Source organism: Streptomyces sp. NPDC046122 (assembly GCF_056429965.1).
The window spans coordinates 286,043-307,215 of record NZ_JBWKLQ010000005.1; the positions used below are offsets into that span (position 1 = coordinate 286,043).

The 21,173-nt window shown below is 71.0% G+C and carries 21 protein-coding genes; 8 read left to right on the forward strand and 13 right to left on the reverse strand.

Features of this window, described 5'->3' with window-relative positions; translation table 11 throughout:
- Positions 1–44: 44 nt before the first annotated feature.
- A complete protein-coding gene (locus AC07FK_RS17115; RefSeq protein WP_479105682.1) occupies positions 45–1,019 on the reverse strand; it encodes an EamA family transporter in 975 nt (324 codons plus the stop codon).
- Between the two features lie 98 nt (positions 1,020–1,117).
- Positions 1,118–3,949 carry an FAD-binding and (Fe-S)-binding domain-containing protein gene (locus AC07FK_RS17120; protein WP_479105683.1) on the reverse strand — a complete coding sequence of 944 codons (2,832 nt, stop codon included), beginning with the start codon at positions 3,947–3,949 and terminating at the stop codon, positions 1,118–1,120.
- A gap of 148 nt (positions 3,950–4,097) precedes the next feature.
- Between AC07FK_RS17120 and serC the strand changes: the two genes are divergently transcribed.
- Positions 4,098–5,216 carry a phosphoserine transaminase gene (gene serC, locus AC07FK_RS17125; protein ID WP_479105684.1) on the forward strand — a complete coding sequence of 373 codons (1,119 nt, stop codon included), beginning with the start codon at positions 4,098–4,100 and terminating at the stop codon, positions 5,214–5,216.
- A gap of 330 nt (positions 5,217–5,546) precedes the next feature.
- Positions 5,547–6,224 carry a DUF4360 domain-containing protein gene (locus AC07FK_RS17130; RefSeq protein WP_479105685.1) on the forward strand — a complete coding sequence of 226 codons (678 nt, stop codon included), beginning with the start codon at positions 5,547–5,549 and terminating at the stop codon, positions 6,222–6,224.
- Between the two features lie 63 nt (positions 6,225–6,287).
- On the opposite strand, the gene AC07FK_RS17135 is transcribed toward AC07FK_RS17130, so the two are convergent.
- Both AC07FK_RS17135 and AC07FK_RS17140 read right to left on the reverse strand, forming a co-directional pair.
- Positions 6,288–7,208: an ABC transporter permease gene (locus AC07FK_RS17135; protein ID WP_479105865.1), complete on the reverse strand. Its 921-nt coding sequence runs from the start codon at positions 7,206–7,208 to the stop codon at positions 6,288–6,290.
- Between the two features lie 20 nt (positions 7,209–7,228).
- Positions 7,229–8,236: an ATP-binding cassette domain-containing protein gene (locus AC07FK_RS17140; RefSeq protein ID WP_479105686.1), complete on the reverse strand. Its 1,008-nt coding sequence runs from the start codon at positions 8,234–8,236 to the stop codon at positions 7,229–7,231.
- A 108-nt stretch (positions 8,237–8,344) separates the two neighbouring features.
- On the opposite strand from AC07FK_RS17140, the gene AC07FK_RS17145 reads away from it, so the two are divergent.
- Positions 8,345–9,127 (forward strand): TetR/AcrR family transcriptional regulator, encoded by a 783-nt coding sequence (locus tag AC07FK_RS17145; RefSeq protein WP_479105687.1) that lies wholly within the window; start codon positions 8,345–8,347, stop codon positions 9,125–9,127.
- Between the two features lie 149 nt (positions 9,128–9,276).
- Here AC07FK_RS17145 and AC07FK_RS17150 read toward each other — a convergent pair whose 3' ends face one another.
- The 3 genes from AC07FK_RS17150 to AC07FK_RS17160 all read right to left on the reverse strand — a co-directional run bounded on the left by AC07FK_RS17150 (position 9,277) and on the right by AC07FK_RS17160 (position 12,218).
- Positions 9,277–10,566, reverse strand: coding sequence for an ATP-binding protein (locus AC07FK_RS17150; RefSeq protein WP_479105688.1), 1,290 nt, complete (start codon positions 10,564–10,566; stop codon positions 9,277–9,279).
- Between the two features lie 328 nt (positions 10,567–10,894).
- Positions 10,895–11,083 (reverse strand): DUF6381 family protein, encoded by a 189-nt coding sequence (locus tag AC07FK_RS17155; protein ID WP_479105689.1) that lies wholly within the window; start codon positions 11,081–11,083, stop codon positions 10,895–10,897.
- A 97-nt stretch (positions 11,084–11,180) separates the two neighbouring features.
- Positions 11,181–12,218 (reverse strand): WD40 repeat domain-containing protein, encoded by a 1,038-nt coding sequence (locus tag AC07FK_RS17160; protein WP_479105866.1) that lies wholly within the window; start codon positions 12,216–12,218, stop codon positions 11,181–11,183.
- 43 nt (positions 12,219–12,261) lie between these two features.
- Between AC07FK_RS17160 and AC07FK_RS17165 the strand changes: the two genes are divergently transcribed.
- A complete protein-coding gene (locus AC07FK_RS17165; protein ID WP_479105690.1) occupies positions 12,262–12,972 on the forward strand; it encodes a GDSL-type esterase/lipase family protein in 711 nt (236 codons plus the stop codon).
- A gap of 177 nt (positions 12,973–13,149) precedes the next feature.
- Here the strand turns inward: AC07FK_RS17165 and AC07FK_RS17170 are convergent, their stop codons facing one another.
- Both AC07FK_RS17170 and AC07FK_RS17175 read right to left on the reverse strand, forming a co-directional pair.
- The gene (locus AC07FK_RS17170; protein ID WP_479105691.1) at positions 13,150–13,356 is read right to left on the reverse strand and encodes a hypothetical protein; all 207 of its coding nucleotides are present in this window, start codon (positions 13,354–13,356) and stop codon (positions 13,150–13,152) included.
- Positions 13,357–13,525: 169 nt separating this feature from the next.
- On the reverse strand, positions 13,526–14,425 hold the full coding sequence (locus tag AC07FK_RS17175) for a class I SAM-dependent methyltransferase (protein WP_479105692.1): 900 nt from the start codon (positions 14,423–14,425) through the stop codon (positions 13,526–13,528).
- A gap of 356 nt (positions 14,426–14,781) precedes the next feature.
- On the opposite strand from AC07FK_RS17175, the gene AC07FK_RS17180 reads away from it, so the two are divergent.
- Entirely contained in the window at positions 14,782–15,780 is a 999-nt protein-coding gene (locus AC07FK_RS17180; protein ID WP_479105867.1) for an aldo/keto reductase, read from the forward strand.
- A gap of 234 nt (positions 15,781–16,014) precedes the next feature.
- Here the strand turns inward: AC07FK_RS17180 and thpR are convergent, their stop codons facing one another.
- Positions 16,015–16,584, reverse strand: a complete 570-nt coding sequence (gene thpR, locus AC07FK_RS17185; RefSeq protein WP_479105693.1) for an RNA 2',3'-cyclic phosphodiesterase — start codon at positions 16,582–16,584, stop codon at positions 16,015–16,017.
- 99 nt (positions 16,585–16,683) lie between these two features.
- On the opposite strand from thpR, the gene AC07FK_RS17190 reads away from it, so the two are divergent.
- On the forward strand, positions 16,684–16,932 hold the full coding sequence (locus tag AC07FK_RS17190; protein WP_479105694.1) for a hypothetical protein: 249 nt from the start codon (positions 16,684–16,686) through the stop codon (positions 16,930–16,932).
- On the forward strand, positions 16,929–17,300 hold the full coding sequence (locus AC07FK_RS17195) for a fic family toxin-antitoxin system, toxin component (protein ID WP_479105695.1): 372 nt from the start codon (positions 16,929–16,931) through the stop codon (positions 17,298–17,300). Before AC07FK_RS17190 ends, AC07FK_RS17195 begins: the two co-directional genes overlap by 4 nt.
- A gap of 57 nt (positions 17,301–17,357) precedes the next feature.
- On the opposite strand, the gene AC07FK_RS17200 is transcribed toward AC07FK_RS17195, so the two are convergent.
- Together AC07FK_RS17200 and AC07FK_RS17205 are read right to left on the reverse strand one after the other, a co-directional pair.
- Entirely contained in the window at positions 17,358–18,737 is a 1,380-nt protein-coding gene (locus AC07FK_RS17200) for an MFS transporter (RefSeq protein ID WP_479105696.1), read from the reverse strand.
- 31 nt (positions 18,738–18,768) lie between these two features.
- On the reverse strand, positions 18,769–19,206 hold the full coding sequence (locus AC07FK_RS17205) for a MarR family winged helix-turn-helix transcriptional regulator (protein WP_274559872.1): 438 nt from the start codon (positions 19,204–19,206) through the stop codon (positions 18,769–18,771).
- A gap of 120 nt (positions 19,207–19,326) precedes the next feature.
- Between AC07FK_RS17205 and AC07FK_RS17210 the strand changes: the two genes are divergently transcribed.
- Positions 19,327–19,509: a toxin-antitoxin system HicB family antitoxin gene (locus tag AC07FK_RS17210; protein ID WP_355720936.1), complete on the forward strand. Its 183-nt coding sequence runs from the start codon at positions 19,327–19,329 to the stop codon at positions 19,507–19,509.
- Positions 19,510–19,550: 41 nt separating this feature from the next.
- On the opposite strand, the gene AC07FK_RS17215 is transcribed toward AC07FK_RS17210, so the two are convergent.
- On the reverse strand, positions 19,551–21,008 hold the full coding sequence (locus AC07FK_RS17215) for an NCS2 family permease (RefSeq protein ID WP_479105697.1): 1,458 nt from the start codon (positions 21,006–21,008) through the stop codon (positions 19,551–19,553).
- Positions 21,009–21,173: the final 165 nt, after the last annotated feature.

Below are 21,173 nucleotides of genomic sequence, written 5' to 3' on the forward strand. Positions count from 1 at the left end.
AAGAAACAAGCAAGCATGCTTGCATTATTTGTCGCAGCCGGATTTCAGGCGGCCGAGCCGTCACGATCCCGGCGCTTGTGACGCGCCTGGCTCCGCATCGCCCCCATGCTCGCCCCGATGACCAGCGCGATCGCCAGCGCGTCGGTCGTCGACAGCGCCTGGTGCAGCACCAGGAACCCGGCGACCGCCGCGATGGCCGGCTCCAGGCTCATCAGTACGGCGAAGGCCGCGGCGGGCAGCCGGCGCAGCGCCAGCAGCTCCAGCGTGTACGGCAGCACGGACGACATCAGCGCCACCGCCGCGCCCAGCGCCACCGTGCGCGGCTCCAGCAGCGCGCCACCCGCCCCGGCCACCCCGAACGGCAGGCTGAGGACCGCGGCGACCGCCATCGCGAGCGCCAGCCCGTCCGCCTGCGGGAACCTGCGGCCCGTCCGGGCGCTGAAGAGGATGTACGCCGCCCAGCAGCCGCCCGCCCCGAGCGCGTACGCCGCGCCGACCGGATCCAGCCGGTCGAAGCCGCCTCCGCTCAGCAGCACCACGCCGCCGAGCGCCAGCGCGGCCCACACGACGCTCATGGCGCGGCGGGAGGCGAACACCGACAGCGCGAGCGGCCCGAGGACCTCCAGGGTCACTGCGACGCCCAGCGGGATGCGGTCCAGCGACTGGTAGAACAGGCCGTTCATGCCGGCCAGGGCGAGCCCGAAGGCGACGACGGTCCACCAGTCGGCGCGGGCGTATCCGCGCACCCCGGGGCGGCACACGACGAGCAGGATCACGGCGGCCGCGGCCAGACGCAGGGCGACGACACCGGCCGCTCCCGTGCTCGGCATGATCGTCACCGCGAGGGCTGATCCGAACTGCACCGACAGGCCGCCGGCCATCACCATCGCCACGGGCCCGAGCCGCGCCCCGAGCCGCCCCTCGGACCGGCCTCCGCCGGGTGCGCCGCCGCCCCCGGCGGGACCTGCGTCGGGTGTAACGGAGGCGGGGGCGGGAGTGGAGGAGGTGGGCTGATCCATGCGTTCCACGGTAAGCGGACACCACCGTCCACACCCCTGTCCACCGGCGTACGGACGGTCCGCCGGACCACGCCGCCGCCACGTACGCCACGGGGCCGTTACGGCAGGCCGTCAGCCAGTACCTCGGCCAGGTGACGGGCCCGGCGGCCCGCCAGGTGGTCCAGCTGCGTGCGGCAGGAGAAACCGTCGGCCAGCAGTTCCGTCCCCTCGGGCGCCTCGCGTACCGACGGGAGCAGCTGTTCCTCGGCACAGGCGACCGACACGTCGTAGTGGCCGCGCTCGAAGCCGAAGTTGCCCGCGAGTCCGCAGCAGCCGCCGCTCAGGGCGCCGGTGAGCCCCGCCCGCTCGCGCAGCCGCTGCTCCGCCGCGTCACCCAGTACGGCGTGCTGGTGGCAGTGCGTCTGGCCGGCCACCGGGCGGTCGATCCGGGGAGGCCGCCAGCGCGGGGCGTGCTCCTCCAGCGCCTGCGCGAAGGTGCGCACCGAGGAAGCGAGGGCGGCCGCTCTCCGGTCGTCCGGCAGGAGCTCCGGGAGGTCCGTCCTGAGCGCTGCCGCGCAGCTGGGTTCCAGGACCACCACCGGCAGCCCCGCGGCCCGTTCCATGCCGTCCAGGGTGCGGCGCATGACCGCGCGGGCGCGGTCGAGCTGCCCGGTGGAGACGTACGTCAGGCCGCAGCACAGCTGACGCGGGGGCATGACCACGCGCAGACCGGCGGCTTCCAGAACACGCACGGCGGCCCGGCCGACGTCCGGGGACAGGTGATTGGTGAACGTGTCGGGCCACAGCACGACCGTGAGCGCCCCCGGTTCCCCTGCCCCGGCGGCTGCCGCCCTGTTCCGGGCCCGCCACCAGCTCCTGAACGTACGGGCCGCAGGGGCGGGCAGGTCGCGTTCCGGGGCGATGCCGCCCAGGCGCTTCACGAGAGCGGTCAGCGGGCGCACCCGGGAAGCGGCCCGGAGCGTGCCCGCGAACGGAGCCGCCGCGCGCAGCCACACGGGTAGCCACCCCATCGCGTAGTGCGCGGCCGGACGCACGCGGCCCTCGTAGTGGTGGTGCAGGAACTCCGCCTTGTACGTCGCCATGTCGACGCCCACCGGACAGTCGCTCCTGCACCCCTTGCACGACAGGCACAGGTCCAGTGCGTCCCGTACCTCCGGCGAACGCCAGCCGTCCGTGACGACCTCTCCTGCGAGCATTTCGTGCAGCAGTCGCGCGCGCCCGCGCGTGGAGTGCTGTTCGTCTCCGGTGACCCGGAAGGAGGGGCACATGACGCCCGCTCCTCCCGCCGACTCCGTACGGCACTTCGCGACGCCCACGCAGCGGCGTACGGCGGCCGAGAAGTCACCGCTGTCGTGCGGGTACGCGAAGGTGACGTCGACGCGCTCCCGGGGGAGCACCGCGAAGCGGAGGTTCTCGTCCAGCCGGGCGGGGCGGGCGAGCATGCCCGGGTTCATTCCGCCGGCCGGGTCCCACACGTCCTTGAAGCGGCCGAAGAGGGCGACGAGTTCGTTCCCGTACATCGTCGGAAGCAGCTCTGCGCGCGCCTGTCCGTCGCCGTGCTCTCCGGAGAGCGAGCCGCCGTGCGCGACGACGAGCCGCGCCTGTTCCTCGGAGAAGACGCGGAAGCGCCGTACGCCGTCGTCGCCGAGCAGGTCGAAGTCGATGCGGACGTGGATGCAGCCGTCACCGAAGTGACCGTACGGCGTGCCGCGCAACCCGTGTTCGGCGAGCAGGGACCGGAAGTCCCTCAGGTAGGCGCCCAGCCGGGCGGGCGGCACGGCGCAGTCCTCCCAGCCGGGCCATGCCTCGCTGCCGTCGGGCATCCGCGTCGCCGTACCGCTGGCGTCCTCGCGGATGCGCCACAGGGCGCGCTGTGCGGCGGTGTCCGTGACGACCGTTCCGTCGAGCGCCTGGGCGCCCTTCACCAGCCGCTCGGCGCCTGCGAGCGCTTCGGCGGGCGACTCTCCCCCCAACTCCACGAACAGCCACGCGGAGCCGCGCGGGAGCAGCCTGCGCTCGTTCTCGGGAACGAGGTCTTCCGCCATGCCTTCCACGGTGAGCGGACCGTACGGAAGGAGCGCGGGCGCGGCTTCGGCGGCGGCGCTCTCGCCTGCGTACCCGAGAACGGCCAGTACGCGGGCCCGGGGTGCTTCCACCAGGCGTACGGTCGCCTCGCTCACCACCCCGAGCGTGCCCTCGCTTCCGCAGAACGCGCGCGCGAGGTCCACGCCGTTCTCGGGAAGCAGCGCGTCCAGTGCGTAACCGGAGATGCGGCGCGGCAGGTCCGGGAAGCCGGTGCGCAGGAGCGTCAAGTTGTCGTTCACGAGAACGCTCAGTCCTTCGGGTGCTCCCTCCCAGCCCCGCCCCAGATGCCGCACATCACCGCCGTAACCGACGACCGAGAGGCGGCCGATGTTGTCGGCCGTCGTTCCCCAGGCCACCGAGTGCGAGCCGCACGAGTTGTTCCCGATCATGCCGCCGAGGGTGCAGCGGCTGTGCGTGGACGGATCGGGGCCGAAGGTCAGGCCGAACGCCCCGGCGGCCGCCCGCAGGTCGTCGAGTACGACGCCGGGCTGCACCACGGCGGTACGGGCCTCGGGGTTCAGGTCCGTGATGGCACGCATGTGGCGGGTGAGGTCGAGGACGACGCCCGTGCCCGTCGCCTGCCCGGCGATCGACGTACCTCCGCCGCGCGGCACGACCGGCACTCCGTGCGCCCGGCAGACCGCGAGCGCGGCGGCCAGGTCGGCGGCGTCGCGGGGCGCGACGACGCCGAGCGGTACGCGCCGGTAGTTCGAGGCGTCCATCGTGACCAGGGCACGCGCCGCCGCGCCGAAGTCGACCTCGCCGCCCACGGCCCGGCGCAGCTCCCGCGCGAGCGCCGCCGTGCCGGCCGGGCTGTCCCTGTTCACGTCCCTGTGATCAGACATGGGGCCAAGGATGCCCCCGCACCCCCGGCTCCGAACCCTCACCACCCACCCGGCCGCCCTCCGCATCCCGTCTCAAGCCCCGGAGTGCGTGTCTCACGCCCCGGACGGGCGTCTCCGGCACCGCCCGCGACCGGCTACGCTCCGGCTCGTGGCTGAGATCCAGATTCCCGCTGACATGAAGCCCGCCGACGGCCGTTTCGGCGCGGGCCCCTCCAAGGTGCGTACGGAGGCGCTGGACGCCCTGGCCGCCACCGGCACCTCCCTCCTCGGTACGTCCCACCGCCAGGCCCCGGTCAAGAACCTGGTCGGCTCGGTGCGCGATGGCGTACGCGACCTCTTCCAGTTCCCCGAGGGTTACGAGGTGATCCTGGGCAACGGCGGTTCCACCGCCTTCTGGGACATCGCGACCCACGGCCTGATCGAGCGCAAGTCGCAGCACCTGAACTTCGGCGAGTTCTCGTCGAAGTTCGCGAAGGCCGCCAAGCTGGCGCCCTGGCTGGACGAGCCGACCGTGATCGCCTCCGACCCCGGCACGCACCCGGACCCGCAGGCCGAGGCGGGCGTCGACGTGTACGCCTTCACGCACAACGAGACCTCGACCGGTGTCGCGGCGCCGATCAAGCGCGTGCCCGGCGCCGACGCCGGTTCCCTCGTCGTGGTCGACGCCACGTCCGGCGCGGGCGGCCTGCCGGTCGACATCGCCGAGACCGACGTCTACTACTTCGCCCCGCAGAAGTCCTTCGCCTCCGACGGCGGCCTGTGGATCGCGGCGTTCTCGCCCGCCGCCCTGGAGCGCGCCGCGCGCGTCCACGCGTCCGGCCGCCACATCCCGGAGTTCTTCAGCCTGCCCACGGCGATCGACAACTCCCTCAAGAACCAGACGTACAACACCCCCGCGCTCGCCACCCTCTTCCTGCTGGACGACCAGCTGAAGTGGATCAACTCGCAGGGCGGTCTCGACTGGTCGGTCCGCCGCACGGCGACCTCGGCGGCCAACCTGTACGGCTGGGCCGACGAGTCCAAGTACGCCACGCCGTTCGTCACCGACCCGGCCAAGCGTTCGCAGGTCATCGGCACGATCGACTTCTCCGACGAGATCGACGCCACGGCGGTCGCCAAGGCGCTGCGCGCGAACGGCATCGTCGACACGGAGCCGTACCGCAAGCTGGGCCGCAACCAGCTGCGCGTGGCGATGTTCCCGGCGATCGACCCGGCCGACGTCCAGGCCCTGACGGCCTGCATCGACTACGTGATCGAGAAGCTGTAGCGGTACGCCACCAGTACGCAGCGCGGGGCCCGGCCGACACTGTCGCCGGGCCCCGCGCCGTGCGCGCCGCGCGTACGTTCCGCCGCCCCGCGCGCTCGGCCGATAACCGCTCTACCCAGGCCGCGCTCGACTGCCTACAGTCCGAAGGGCTTCCGGCGCTTCGACCACCGGCCGGAACCGCTTGAATATTTGACATGCGCATGGCATCAGCGAGGACCTTGCCACGCCATGCCCTGCCTGCGCATCCGTGCGAAGTACGCAGCACACGCACGACTCCACAGTTCCTTCGGTTGGACCCCCCAAGTTCGCCCGACGACCGATCGGAGCACCATGCCCAGACACACGTCAGGACGACGAGCGTTGTTCGTCGGCGGTGCGGCCGCCGCGCTGCTCGCCTCCACCCTGTCCGCACAGACCGCCTCGGCCGCCGCGGACCACGGGATCGTCGCACCGCCCGACAAGATCGTCATCGAGATAGCGACGGTCAACGGATCGGGCTGCCGTCAGGGAACGGCCGCCATCGCCGTCTCCCCGGACAACACGGCCTTCACCGTGACGTACAGCGACTACCTCGCGCAGGTCGGCCTCGGCGCGAAGCCGACCGACTTCCGCAAGAACTGCCAGCTCAACCTGATCGTGCACGTGCCGCACGGCTTCACGTACGCCGTCGCCAGCGCCGACTACCGCGGCTTCGCCCGCCTCCAGGCGGGCGCCACCGCCGTGCAGAAGGCGTCGTACTACTTCCAGGGCTCGCCCGACACCGCGTCGCGGAGCCACCCGTACAGCGGGCCGTACGACAACAACTGGCAGGCCACCGACGAGACCGACTGGGGGCAGCTCGTCTGGGCGCCCTGCGGGGTGAAGCGGAACTTCAACATCAACACGGAACTGCGGGTCAACGCCGGCACGTCCGACCCGGCCAAGACCAACAGCTTCATCGCCATGGACTCGACCGACGGCGACATCAAGACCATCTACCGACTGGCCTGGAAGGAGTGCCCGGCCTAGCCACGACCGGGGTGGGCCCGACCCCTCCCGGGCCCACCCCCCGCCGGCCGCCCGATCAGGGATTCACCGGCTCAGCGCCTGGAACCGCCGTATCGCGAGCGGAAGGAACACCGCTGTGATCACCAGCGGCCAGACCACCGCCATGAGTACGGCGTTCTCCTCGATCCACGAGCCGCCGCTCACCGGCTGACCGAACAGCTCGCGGGTCGCCGTGACGGTCGACGAGACGGGGTTCCAGGCCGCGATCGGCCCCAGCCAGCTCGGCATCAGGGACGGCGCCACGAAGATGCTGGAGATCATCGTCAGCGGGAACGCCACCGCGTAGAGCCCGCCGGCCGCCTCCGCGTTCGGAACGAGCAGCCCCAGCCACACACCTACCCAGATCAGGCTGAAGCGCAGCAGCAGGAGCAAGCCGAAGGCCCCTACTGCGGCGGGCGCGCCGCCTTCGGCCTCCCATCCGATGAGGAGCGCCGTCACGGCCAGGATCGTCAACTCGGCGCAGGCGACCAGCAGATCGGACACCCCTCGTCCGGACGCCACCGCTGACGGCGCCATCGGCATCGAGCGGAATCGGTCGATGACGCCCTTGGTGGAGTCCGTGACCACGGCCATCGTCGTACCCATGAACCCGAAGGCCATCGTCGAGGCGAACATGCCGGGCATCAGGAACTCCCGGTAGTCCCCGTCGCCCGGCACCGCCATCGCCTCGCCGAAGACGAATCCGTACAGCAGCACGGAGACGATCGGGAAGCCGAGCTGCCAGACGATGGTGACGGGCTGGCGCCGGTAGTGGGTGAGGGTGCGCCGGGTGACGTTCCAGCAGTCCGAAAGAGCCCAGTAGAGGCGCCGCTCGGGACCGGCCGGACCCGGATCCTGCGAGGTCCGGTGCGCGGCGCCCGCGGTGCCCGGACGTTCGGTCCGCGGCCCCCCGTCGCCCGGCCCCTCGGCGCCCGGTCCCGCGGTGTTCCGTTCTCCGGTGTTCAGCCCCTCGGTGTTCGTGGTGCTCACGCCGCCGCCTCCAGTTCCGTACGGTGTCCGGTCAGGCGCAGGAACACGTCGTCGAGACTGGGCCTGCGCAGTCCGATGTCCTCCACCGCGATCCCCTCCTCCTGCAGAGTTCGCGCCACTTCCGTCAGTGCCGCCACGCGGTCGCCGACCTGCGCGTGCACCCGCAGCGCCACGTCGTCGGCCTCCGGCTCGGTCTCCGCGACGCGGGCGATCACCCGGGCGGCGACCGCGAGATCCGCCGCCCTGGCGACGACGACTTCGATACGGTCGCCGCCGACCCGGTTCTTCAGTCCGTCCGGGGTGTCGTCGGCGATGGCCCGTCCCCGGTCGATGACGGTGATGCGCGAGGCGAGCCGGTCGGCCTCCTCGAGGTACTGGGTCGTCAGCAGAACGGTCGTACCGCCGGCCACCAACGCCCGCACCGCATCCCATACTTCGCCCCGCGCCCGGGGATCGAGCCCGGTGGTCGGCTCGTCCAGGAAGAGCACACGCGGGGCGAGGATCATCGAGGCGGCGAGGTCGAGCCGGCGCCGCATCCCACCGCTGTACGCGCCCACTCCCTTGTCGGCGGCCTCCACCAGGTCGAACTGCTCCAGGAGTTCCACCGCCCGCCCCCTCGCGCGCCTGCCGCCGAGGTGGAAGAGGCGGCCGAACATCTCGAGGTTCTGCCGCCCGGTCATGACCTCGTCGACCGCCGCGTACTGGCCGGCGAGGCCGATCCGGCGACGTACGAGCCGGGGGTCGCGGGCCACGTCCACGCCCGCGACCTCCGCCCGGCCCCCGTCGAACCTGAGCAGCGTGGCCAGGGCGCGTACGGCGGTCGTCTTGCCCGCGCCGTTGGGGCCGAGCAAACCGTGGACGGTGCCGGCGCGGACGGCGAGGTCGAAGCCGTCGAGGGCGAGCTTGTACGCACTGCCCTTCGCACCTCGGGCGCCCTTCGCCTTCTTCTCCGCGTACCGCTTCTGGAGACCTTCCGCCCGCACGGCGTAATCGGTGGCACTCACCAGGGGTTCCCTTTCGCTCACACACGACACGACCGGTTAACTGAGTACAGCGTACTCTTATGAGAGTACACCGTACTCAGTTTCTGGCGGCGGATTTAGAGTGGGCCCATGAAGAAGACGACCGGGCCGGGCGGCGCGAGCAACACGAGCGGCAGCGGCGACATCGGCCGCAGCCTCGAACTCCTCTGGGGCACGGGCGAGCGCCCCAGCCGAGGCCCCAGGCCCGGCCTGACGCTCGACCGCATCGTCGCCGCCGCGGTCGCGATCGCGGACGCCGAGGGGATCGACGCGGTGTCGATGCGCCGGCTGTCGACCGACCTCGGTACGGGCACCATGTCGCTGTACCGCTATGTGCCGGGCAAGGCCGAGCTGCTCGACCTGATGCTCGACCGCGTACAGGGCGAGCCGCTCGAATCCGCCGAACTCGGGGAGGCGGCGGACTGGCGTACGGCGATGGAGTCGATGGCCCGCACCCACCTCGACCTCCTGCGGCGCCATCCCTGGCTGCTGAAGATCAACCAGGCGCGCACGGTGCTGGGCCCGAGCGCCGTGCGCGGCCTGGAGGTGTCCGTGGCGGCGCTCCAGGGCATGGGGCTGCCGGACCAGGAGCTGATCTCCGCGATCATCGCGGTCCAGAGTTTCGTCACCGGCATCGCCCGGATGGAGGCCGAGGCCGACGAGGCGGCCAAGGAGACGGGGCTGAGCCACGAGGAGTTCTGGGGGAGCCAGACACCGTACCTTGAACGGGCCATGGCAAGCGGCGTGTTTCCGCTGGTCGCAGGGCTGGACGACAACGCCTTCGCCACCGACTTCGACCACTTCGCGTTCGGCCTCCGCCGCTTGGTCGCGGGCTTCGAGGTACTGGTGGCGGAACGCGCGCGGGGGGAGTGACGGGGGCGGGCGGAGCGGGCGGCCAGTCCGGCCCGCGCGAGTAGGCCGGGCGCGCGGCTGCCGGGCCCGGCATACGGCCGTACGCCGGGCAACCGGGCCTGGTACGCGGTGGCGCATGGTCACGCGGCCGGGCGGGTCCGCCCGGCCGCTCAGAACCGGGCGTGCGCCGTGATGTCCGCGTCGAACTGGTCGATCATGGCGGGCGTCACCGTCGGCCGGCACTGCCCGATGGCCGCCAGATAGTCCTCGGTGGACGCACCGAGCGCGCGCGGGTCGCCCGTACCGGCTCCGATCTCCTCGAGATCCCGCTCGAACGCGGCCTGGGCGGCGATACGGGCCGCGTGCTCGATGTCGGCCGGCGTGAACAGTTCACTGGCCTTCACCAGCCTCGCCACGTCCACGTCCGCCCTGCCGTCCGTGTACCGGGCCCAGATCGCCGCCCGGGCCGCCGTGTCCGGCGTACCGATCGGAATCAGGTAGTCGAACCTGCCGGGCCGCAGGAACGCCGGGTCGAGCGACCGGATGGAGTTGGTGGCGCACACCAGCAGACGCTCGTCGCCCTCCCGGAAGCCCGGTATGAGCTTGAGCAGCTCATTGGTCACTCCGTGCATGCCGCCGGGCTGCGCGGGCTCGGTCCGTACGGGAGCGATCTCCTCCACCTCGTCGATGAAGACCAGCACCCGCTCCAGTTCCGCGATACGCGCGAACGCGTCCCGCAGCGCCGCCGCGAGGTTCCCCTCGTCGGCCAGCCGGGAGGGCAGTAGCTCGACGAACGGCCAGCCGAGCTTGGAGGCGATGCCTCGCGCGAACGTCGTCTTGCCGGTCCCGGGAGGGCCGAAAAGAGCGACCGCGCGCGGCGGCCGGACGCCGTGCCGGGCGGCTCGCTCGGGCTGCGCGAGCGGCAGTACGACACGCCGCTCGATCAGATCCTTCTCGGCCTCCATGCCGGCCACCTTCGCCCAGAGGTCGCTGGGCAGGAAGCGGCCCCCGAGGTCCTCCAGAAGGTTGGCCGAAGGGCCGTGGAGCGGTTCGACCTTCTCGAAGTACGCGACGGCGGGCTGACGGGTGTATCCCGCGTTGAGCAGCCCCTCGCCGAGCAGGTCTTCTTCGGGCAGCACGTACGCGATGCGCCCGACGCGTGCGGCGACGAGCCGTCGCTCCAGCTCGACGAGAAGCGCACTGGCCAGCCCGCGTCCGCGCCAGGCGGAGGAGATCGCGATACGCATCACCCAGGCCCGCTCTCCGGCGACGCAGGCGAGCGCCGCACCGATGGGCACGCCCTGGTGCACGGCGACGACGGCCGGCTGCCGCGAGGTCAGCGCACCGATGCACTCCGCGAGCGAGAAGACGGACTCCTGCCCGAGCTCGGCCGTGGTGTCGATCAGGTGGACCACTGCCGCGAGATCACTCTCGCGGTAGTCGTGGATGAGCCAGTTCACCGATACCGCCCCTCATAGGTGCTGGTGCTGTTCCGGTGAGGCTAGGGGCGACGCCACGACGGGTCCTGCGCCACTGTGCACAAAGCCCACAGGCAAGTCGGACGATCCGTCTCTAGCCAGGAGGGGGCGAGCAGCGGGGACGCGGTGCGGCCGTTCCGGGGAACGGCCGGCGCGCATTCTCGGGAACGAAGGGGCACGTTCTCGGGAACGAAGGGGCGCACGTTCTCGGGAACAGCCGCAACGCGACGAGCCGATGGCTCCGCTTCCCGCTCGGGCGGGGCGGAAGGCCATCGGCTCGCGATGGGGCGAGGTCGGACAGGCAGCCCGATTACTCGGGCAGGATGCCCTGGCCGCCCATCGAGCTCTCCTGCCGGCTCTGCTCCTGCAGCCGCTGTGCCTTCTCCTGCAGCTTCTGTCGCTCCTGCGGATCGGTCGCGCGCTCCGCCGCCTGCTTCAGCTGCTCGGCCTTCTCGCGCATCTGCTGCACACGGCCACTGGATTCGCCTGCAACGCTCATCGTCACTCCTTGACGCTAGGAAGAGCGGGTCCCCTCCAGCGAAGCAGTGGTTCGTCACACGCGCACGCCGAACGGTCACCCTACGTAACTCCCCTCCCTATGGCCGACGCCTCAGCCGCTTCAGCCATAGGAAGAGAGCGACGACGCCCCCGACCACCACCAGCCCCAAGGTGGTCTTCCCGTCGCCGTCCTCGACGTCACCGCCACCCCCGTCACCGCCGTCGCCCCCCTTGCCGCTGTCCCCGGAACCGCCGCCCGAGGAGGGTGACTCGCCGCCGGAACCGGAACCGCCTCCCTTGCGCCCCTCCACAGCCACCCAACGGACATCGCTCTGGGCGCCCTCGGAGCCGAACATCATGGCCGTGCCGTCGGCCGTGTACGTCACCGACTCGGCCTGACCCTGGAACGGCGCGCTGACCGCTCGGTCGTCCCCCAGCCGCCCGTTGTCCTTCCACTCGTACGCGCGGGCGCTGAAGTAGGAGCGCAGTACGAGCTCCTTTCCGTCCGGGGAGAACGCCCCGTCCGTCACCCACGGCACCTCGCCCACCCGACGGAAGACGTTCGTACCCCCGGTCGACAGCCGGGCGGGCCCTTCGTAGAGGCCGCCGCCGTCCTCGTTCTTGCTGGCGATGTAGATGCGTCCGGTCTTCGGATGCACCATCAGCGCCTCGGCGTTGCGGGCCCCGTCGGCGTACTTCACGGTGAACTGGGCCGCGTCGACCGTGGCGTCCTCGAGCCGCTTGGGCTCGGGAAAGCGGTAGATCCAGACGTGACTCCAACTGCCGTCGAGGTTGTCGCCGATGTCGCCGACGTACACGTTCCCGTCCGGTCCGACCGAGATGCCTTCGACGTCGCGCGGTGAGCCGATCCCGCGCAGCGTGAGGGTCGCGACCGTCTCGCCGCTCTTCGCGTCGACGGCATAGACGAACGCCCCGTCGTCGCTGTCGTTGTGCGTCCAGTAGACGTCCGGGTGGATGCGGCTGGCGGCCAGGCCGCTGGACTCGGTGATCCGGGGGTCCTTGATGGTGAAGCCGTCGTCGGCGACGGCGGTGCCACCGGACGCGAGCAGGAGAAGGACGGCTGCGGCACTGGGGGCGACGACGTACGAGAACGGGCGCATGGCCCAAGTGTTCATCATCACGTCGCAGGCCACGGCAGTGATCCGGGATGATGACGCAATGCGCTTCCTGTTCGTCGGCGACTCCATGACCATCGGGCGCGCCGGCGACTTCACCTGGCGCTATCGCATGTGGCAGCACCTGGTGGCGTCGTACGGCGGCCCGTTCCGGATCGTCGGCCCACGCACCGAGCTGTACGACACCGGCGCGAACGCCCCGCTCTCGTACGAGTACGCCGACCCCGCCTTCCCGGAGCACGCCCGCCGCCACCTGTCGGGGTGGGGCGAGGGCTGGCTGCACATGGCGCCGCTGATCGGCGAGACCGTGTCGTCGACGAAGGCGGACGTGCTGCTGGTCTCGCTGGGTCTGATCGACCTCGGCTTCTACACGGACGCGGGCCAGACCGCCGAGAACACGGAGCGCTTCATCGCGCAGGCGCGAGCGGCCAACCCTGCGGTACGGATGGTGATCCACCCGGTGATCCCCAACGTGCGGGCCGAGTCCGACGCCCCCTTCGCCGCCGAGTGCGACCGCTTCAACGAGCTGCTGGCCAAGACGGTGGCGAACCTCGACGCGCCCGGCACGTCCCCGCTCGTGCTGGCGTCGCCCCACGCGACGTACGACATCCACCGCGACACGTACGACGGCACGCACCCGGGCCCGACGGGCGAACACAAACTGGCGGCCGCCTTCGCGGACGCGATGCACGCGGCGTGGGGTGTGGGCGGCCCGTACTCCCCCGCCCCTGCGGAGGCCATGAGCCGCGCGTGAGGCGGGCGCGCCGGACGGCGGCTGCCCACTCCCTACAGCGGAACGCGACAAACCGCGTAGACGACACGGCCGGCCGCCCGTTTCACCCCATTTGCACCGCTACATTCGAGGGCCCCCTGCGGCACCTGTCGACTTCCTCCCCCGCCACCGGATCGCCGGCCCCCCACCGAGCACCCGTCAGGAGCCGGTCCTCAGCTTCTCGACTTCGGCGGGCAGCTTTTTGCCCGGGTCGACGGCGACGAAGAGCGCGTCCTGCGGCGATGAGCCCACCGCATCCCCGCCGCCACTCGACGACGTGCAGCCGACGGCTGCCGTCGTGGCGGCGGCCGTCAGCAGCAGGATGCGTAGGAGGCCGCCTCGGGCGATCGTGAGATGCACGCTCATCGGTTCGTTCCCCCCAATGCCAAGAGGAAGTTGGGCAGTCGGCGGCCGGTCGGTGTCCGATCGCCGCCCCCCCCTGCCCGTGGCGTGACTCTACAAGCGGATCGTCTCCAGCGGACCGGATGAGGACCGGGAGGGACAGGGAGGGGCGGGGAGGGGCGGGAGAAGGGCCCTACGCCTCCCGGCGGAACAGCGCCGTCCAGAGGAACGGTTCGCCGAAGGACGGGGACTCGGGCGGTTCGTCGCGCATGCGGCGCAGTTCGACCTCCGTCAGGCCGTAACCGTGGCTCAGCCCGTAACCGTGGCCGGGGTTGAGGTCGGGGTCGGGGCAAGGGCCGGGGTTGGAGAAGATCCACCGCAGTGACTCCGGCGTGTAGGCGAGGCCGCCGTGGAGCCCCGCGTTCGCAGCGCTGTAGAACTCCGCGTCGGGCAGCTCCGAGCCCATGCCGTCCTCGCCCGCCGCGAAGCACGTCAGGGCGAAGTGACCGCCCGGCGCCAGCGCCCTGCCCAGCAACGCGAGGTAGCTGACGCGGCGGTGTGGCGGCAGGTGGTGGAAGCAACCGGAGTCGTACACGAGGTCGTACGGGCCGCCTCGCTCAGCCAGCTCCTCCTCCGTGAGGGAGAACGCGTCGGCGCACCGGAAGCGCACGTTCCGTCGTGATTCCTCACGTACCTCCGACCCCCCGAGCTCCCCCGACCCCGCAAACTCCCCCGGCTTTCCCGGCTCCCCCAGCACTCCCGCCGCCCCGGCCCGTTCCTCCGCCCAGGCGATGGCCTGCGGGGACAGGTCGACCGCGTCCACCTCCCAGCCCAGGGAGGCGAGATGGAGAGCGTTACGTCCCGGCCCGCAGCCCAGGTCGAGCGCGCGGCCGGGGGTGATCAGGCCCCGCTCGGCGTACTCGACGAGGTTCTCGTCCGGCTTGGGCACGAAGAACGGCACCGGCTTCTCCCGGTCCGCGTAGAAGCCGTCCCACCACCCCGCGGCGCCGGCCGTCCAACGGTCGGCGTCCCGCGCGAACAGGCCGTCCAGGAGCTTCAGCACATCGTCGACCGTGCGCATGTTCCGGTCCATCCGGTCCCCTTTCCCGATGGTCCAATTTTAGAGTGAGAGGGAAGGAAAGCCCAGGTCAGAGGCGGTGAGAGGGCGCATCGGGATTGCGTGGACAGCCGCCTGGCGGGCTCCTGGGCGGCCCTTGGGGGCGCGCCCGCAGGCCCGGCCCCATCGGCGTCTGCGCACCCGCCGGAGGCCGTCACGGGGGCAGTACGAGGCGCGTCGGCGCGGGTTTTCGCGTGCCGTTTCCCTACGCGGTCACGGCGGCTCGACCAGGCTCAACTCGGGCAAGGCCAGCGGCAGTAAGCGGCGGCAAGGGGGCCGTTCCCGCACGTCCCCTTGCTTCGAGCGCGCTCCAAGGCGTTGGCTTGGCAACCATGAAGTACACGCAGCTCGGACGCACAGGACTCAAGGTCAGCCGCCTCGTCCTCGGCACGATGAACTTCGGGCCCCAGACCGGCGAGGCCGACAGCCACAGCATCATGGACGCCGCGCTCGAAGCCGGCGTCAACTACTTCGACACCGCCAACGCCTACGGGTGGGGCGCCAACAAGGGCCGCACCGAGGAGATCATCGGCTCCTGGTTCGCGAAGGGCGGCGACCGGCGGGACAAGACCGTCCTCGCCACCAAGGTGTACGCCAACATGTCGCTCGACGACACACCGCCCTGGCCCAATCACGACCGCCTCTCCGCCCTCAACATCCGTCGGTCCGTCGAGGCCAGCCTCAGGCGGCTGCGCACCGACTACATCGACGTCTACCAGTTCCACCACGTCGACCGGCACACTCCTTTCGAGGAGATCTGGCAGGCCGTCGACGTACTCGTCCAGCAGGGCAAGATCCTGTACGCCGGGTCGTCGAACTTCGCCGGCTGGCACATCGCCCGGGCCAACGAGACGGCGCGGCGGCTCGGGTCGTACGGGCTCGTCAGCGAGCAGTGCCTCTACAACCTCGCCGAGCGGCGCGCCGAGATGGAGGTCGTTCCGGCCGCGCAGGAGTACGGGCTCGGGGTCATCCCGTGGTCGCCGCTGCACGGCGGCCTGCTCGGTGGCGTACTGCGCAAGGAGCGCGAGGGCGGGGCGGCGCGCTCGACGTCCGGGCGGTCGGCGGACGCGCTCGCCAACACCTCGGTGCGCGCGCAGGTCCAGGCGTACGAGGATCTGCTCGACAAGCACGGCATCGAACCCGGCGAGGCCGCCCTGGCCTGGCTCCTCACGCGCCCGGGAGTGACCGGGCCGATCGTCGGGCCGCGCACGGCGGAGCAGCTGGAGTCGGCGCTGCGGGCGGTCGAACTGGAGCTTTCGGAGGAGGTGCTGGCGTCGCTGGACGAGATCTTCCCGGGGCCGGGGCCGTCCCCCGAGGCCTTCGCCTGGTAGGTGCATCGGCCGGTGAGCCCGGTGGGTGCTCTGCGGGTCACGCCGGAACGTACGGCCGCCGCGCGCGTCATGCGCCGTGGCGGCACCGGCCGGCCGTCACCCTCCGAGCGCGGCTCCCACGGCGACGACGACGAACATCAGCACGAGTACACCGGCCATGATCCGGTTTCTGCTTTTCGGGTCCACGCATCGAGCGTAACCGCCGCCGGAGCGCACCCTCTCCGCCGCCCCGGCTCAGTGCCCCAGCGGCCAGACACGCAACGGCTCGTATCGCGGCTGTGCGCCGGGCACACCGGGGACCGGCGGGTTGCTGCGTACGAGAGCAAGCTCACGCACCGTCCAGGCCGTGCCCTCGAAACCGGCGAGGGCGTCGGCGTAGGGCCGCAGGTCGGTGTCGAAGCCGGTGCGGCCCCGGGCGATCGTCAGGTGCGCCTTGTACGCCCGGTGCTCCTCCATCGCCACCCCCGCCCGCCGCGCCGCCGCGTCCGCGCGGTCCGCGAGCAGCCGCATGGCGTCGAGGCCGCCCGCCGCTCCGGCCCACAGGGCGCGGCGGCCGAAGTGGCCGCCGCCGTGGAGGCGGAGGAGGAAGGGGTCCTGGCGGACGGCGGCGCGGGCGAAGCGTTCCTCGACGAAGGGGAGGAGTTCCTCGCCCACCTCGCCGAGGAAGGCCAGCGTGAAGTGCCAGCCGTCGCGACCCGTCCAGCGCAGTCCGTCGTGCCCGGGCAGGGCGTGCAGCCGTTCGACGGCGACGGCGAGTTCGTCGACGGCCTCGGCGGGGGGAAGTACGGCGGCGAAAAGTCTCATACGAACAGTTTCCGGCACCGCGTGATCGACTGCGGTCGCCCACCACTCGAAGGCGAACTTCCACTTTCACCTGCGCAGACATCGTGCAAGCATGGCCGCATGGCTACCAGGATGCTGAGCGTGCGCATAGACAGTGACACCCTCGCCTCGGTCAAGGAGCAGGCTGCGGCCCGTGACATGTCCGTGCAGGAGTACGTCGTGTCGACGCTCCAGCGGGAGGGCTTCCACCAGCGGTACATGGCGGCGGTCAAGGAGAGCATCGACGTGTACCACAACGTCCTCGCCGAAGCCGACGCGAAGTGGGAAGCCGGCCGGCCGCAGGCCGACGCCTCCGTGGAGCGCGTGTGATCCATCCTCCGGAGCTGGCGGAGCTTCTGCACGTGGCGGAGAGCATCCCCGGAGATCCTCAGGTGGACGACTACGGCGCACTGGTCACCGCCGTGGCACGACCGTCGGCTTCCGTCGGCGGCATCGAGTGCTACCAGACCCTGACGGGCAAGGCGGCCGTACTGCTCCAGACCCTCGCGCTGCTCGGCCCCCTGGAGCACTCGAACCTGAGATTCGGGTGGTACGCGGCCGTCGGCTTCCTCGAAGCCAACGGTGTGCGCCTCAAGCCCGACCCCGCCAGGGCGACGGCGCTGCTCTCCCAGGTCGCTCCCGGCATGCCGGGGGTACGCGCCCTGGCCCGGGACCTGCGCGAGTGGGCCGAGATGTGAAACGACGAGGGCCCGGGCGCAGGCCCGGGCCCTGATCGTCACGGCTCGACGGACGCGTCACGCCACCGTCGTCAGTTCCTTCGCGCGTACGGCTTCCTCGTGCCGCGCCTTCGGGACGAACGACACGTGCGGGTGCCCCCGGCGGAGGTCCAGCTTCAGCCGCAGGCCGCCCAGACGTGCCAGTACGACGGCCACGCCGATGCCCGCCAGCAGCGAGATGGCGCCGCCCGTGGCGAAGCCCACGCGGGCGCCGTAGGTGTCGGTGACCCAGCCCAGGAGGGGCGCGCCCACCGGCGTGCCGCCGGCGAAGACCATCATGTAGAGGCTCATGACACGGCCCCGCATCACCGGGTCGGTGGCCATCTGGACGCTCGTGTTGGCCGTGACGTTGACCGTCAGGCCGAGCATGCCGATCGGCACCAGCAGCATCGCGAACAGCCACAGGGACGGCGCGAACGACGCCGCGATCTGGAGCAGGCCGAACGCCATCGCCGCGGCCACCAGCATCCGCAGCCGTGAGGAGCGGCGGCGGGCGGAGAGCAGCGCGCCGACCAGGGAGCCGGCCGCCATCAGGATGTTGAAGAACGAGTAGAGCCCGGCGCCGCCGTCGAAGACACCGTCGGCGAAGGCGCTCAGCCAGATCGGGAAGTTGAAGCCGAACGTGCCGACGAAGCCGACCAGGACGATCGGCCAGATCAGCTCGGGGCGGCCGGACACGTACCGCAGTCCCTCCCGGAGCTGGCCCTTGCCGCGCGGCACCCGCTCCACCTTGTGCATCTCGCTCGGGCGCATGAGCAGCAGACCGGCGATCGGCGCGAGGAAGGACAGGCCGTTGAGCATGAACGCCCAGCCGCTGCCGACGGTCGTGATCAGCACGCCGGCGACGGCGGGGCCGATCAGACGGGCGGACTGGAAGTTCGCCGAGTTGAGGCTGACGGCGTTGCGCAGCTGGCCGGGGCCGACCATCTCGGACACGAACGACTGCCGTGCCGGGTTGTCGACGACCGTGACCATGCCGAGCAGGAACGCGATCAGGTACACGTGCCAGACCTGGACGTGGCCGGAGAGCGTCAGGGCGGCGAGCGCCACGCCGCACAGGCCGAGGGCGGCCTGGCTGAAGAGCAGGAGCGTGCGCTTCGGGCAGCGGTCGGCGATGACGCCGCCGTACAGACCGAAGAGCAGCATCGGCAGGAACTGCAGCGCCGTGGTGATGCCGACGGCGGCGGCCGACCCGGTGAGGTCGAGCACCAGCCAGTCCTGGGTGATGCGGGACATCCAGGTGCCGGTGTTGGACACGACGGCGCCGGTGGCGAAGAGCCGGTAGTTCCGGATCTTCAGGGACGAGAACATGCCCGTCGTCCCTCGGTGTTCCTTGGTGAGAGTCTCGTTGTGGGTGTTCGGTGCGGGGGCGGAGTGTGCTCCGGATCCCGTACTCAAAGTGGGTTCGCCTCCTTGGCGGCGCGCGGGGTCAGAGGTGGGCGAGCTTCTCCAGGACGGGGGCGGCAGCGCGCAGCTTCGCCCATTCGTCCTCGTCCAGACCCTCGGCGAGGCCGGCCAGCCAGGCGTTCCGCTTGCGGCGGCTCTCTTCGAGCATCGCCTCGGCGGTCTCGGTCTGGCTGACCACCTTCTGCCGGCGGTCGTCGGGATGCGGCTCCAGCCTGACCAGTCCCTTGGCTTCGAGCAGCGCCACGATGCGGGTCATCGAGGGCGGCTGCACATGCTCCTTGCGGGCCAGCTCACCGGGGGTGGCCGAGCCGCAGCGGGCGAGCGTGCCCAGCACCGACATCTCGGTGGGGCTCAGCGATTCGTCGACGCGCTGATGCTTCAGGCGCCGGCCCAGCCGCATGACGGCCGAGCGCAGGGAGTTCACAGCGGCAGCGTTGCCGGCGTGCGACAGGTCAGGCATGTATTTAGCCTAACTCATTACCCACACTAAAGACCAGCGGCATCACAAGCTCACCCGTACGAGTGAGTCCACTGCGGAAAGCGACGCACCGCCGCGGGCGCGAACGTCACCCTGTCCCCCATGGGATCGACAGTGCTCAGCCTGCGGATAGACGGGGAACTGCACGACCGTCTCCGGGACCACGCCGCCAAACGCGGAATGAGCGTCCAGGACTATGTGGTCCGGACGCTCATTCGCGACGACTTCGACGAGCGCTTCAAGACGGCGGTCGACGAGACGGAGAAGTTCTACGGTCTGACGTGAGGCCCCTCACGGGGAAAGGCCCTCGCGCCGGGCAGGGCTCCCTACGTGAGCTGGAGCGCCGGCATCAGGTAGTAGAAGGCGAAGACCGCCGACACCGCGTACATCGCCACCGGCACCTCGCGCCCACGCCCCGCCGCCAGGCGCAGTACGCAGAAGGCCACGAAGCCGATGCCGATGCCGTTCGTGATCGAGTACGTGAACGGCATCATCACCATCGTCAGGAACGCCGGGATCGCGAGCGTGTAGTCGCTCCAGTCGATGTCCTTGACCGAGCCCGACAGGATCAGGAAGCCGACGGCGACCAGGGCCGGCGTGGCGGCCTGCGACGGCACCATCGTGACCAGCGGCGTCAGGAACAGGCCCACGGCGAACAGGCCGCCCGTGACGACGTTCGCCAGACCCGTGCGCGCGCCCTCGCCGACACCGGCGGTGGACTCGACGAAGCAGGTGGTGGCGGAGCTGGAGCTGGCGCCGCCGGCAGCGACGGCGATGCCGTCGATGAGCAGCACCTTGTTGACGCCGGGCAGGTTGCCCTTCTCGTCCAGCAGCTTCGCCTCGTCGCTGACGCCGAGGATCGTGCCCATCGCGTCGAAGAAGCAGGACAGCAGCACGGTGAAGACGAACAGGACGCCGGCCAGCAGGCCGACCTTCTCGAAGCCGCCGAACAGGCTGACCTGGCCGACCAGACCGAAGTCGGGCGAGGCGACCGGGTTGCCGGGCCACTCGGGCGTGGTCAGCCCCCAGCCGCCGGCCGGGATGTCGGCCACGGCGTTGATCACGAGGGAGACGATGGTCATCACGACGATCGAGATGAGGATCGCGCCCGGCACCTTGCGGACGATCAGCGCCAGCGTCAGCAGGACGCCGAGGACGAAGACCAGCACCGGCCAGCCGTTGAGGTGGCCGTCGGCCCCCAGTTGGAGCGGGACGGTGGTGTGCGCGGCGTCCGGGATGCGGGAGACGAAACCGGAGTCGACCAGGCCGATCAGCATGATGAACAGGCCGATGCCGATGGCGATGCCCTTGCGCAGGCTGTTCGGCACCGCGCTCATCACGCGCTCCCGGAGCCCGGTCGCGACGAGCAGCATGACGACGAAGCCGGCGAGTACGACCATGCCCATCGCGTCGGCCCAGCTCATGCGGGGAGCGAGCTGCAGGGCGACGACGGTGTTGACGCCGAGGCCGGCCGCGAGCGCGATCGGTACGTTGCCGATGACGCCCATCAGGAGCGTGGAGAACGCGGCCGTCAGCACGGTGGCGGTGACCAGCTGGCCGCCGTCGAGCTGGTGCCCGTACATGTCCTTCGCGCTGCCGAGGATGATCGGGTTCAGCACGATGATGTAGGCCATCGCGAAGAACGTGGCGAGGCCGCCCCGGACCTCGCGGGCGACGGTGGAGCCCCGCTCGGAGATCTTGAAGAAACGGTCGAGACCGTTCCGCGGCTCCGAGGGGGACGGCGGCTGCTTGTCGTCGACCGGAGCCGTGACCGAGGGGGACATGCGTGACCTCATGCGGAAGAAGGGAAGCTCAGGAAGTGAACCGAAAGTGGTCGACCTTGGATGTTCAACCGAACGAAATCGGTCAGACCAAAGCCGTTTCAGTATGAATACATAAGAGAAAGATCGCTATCTCCGCGCGTAGACCCTTGTGTCCACTGCCTTGAG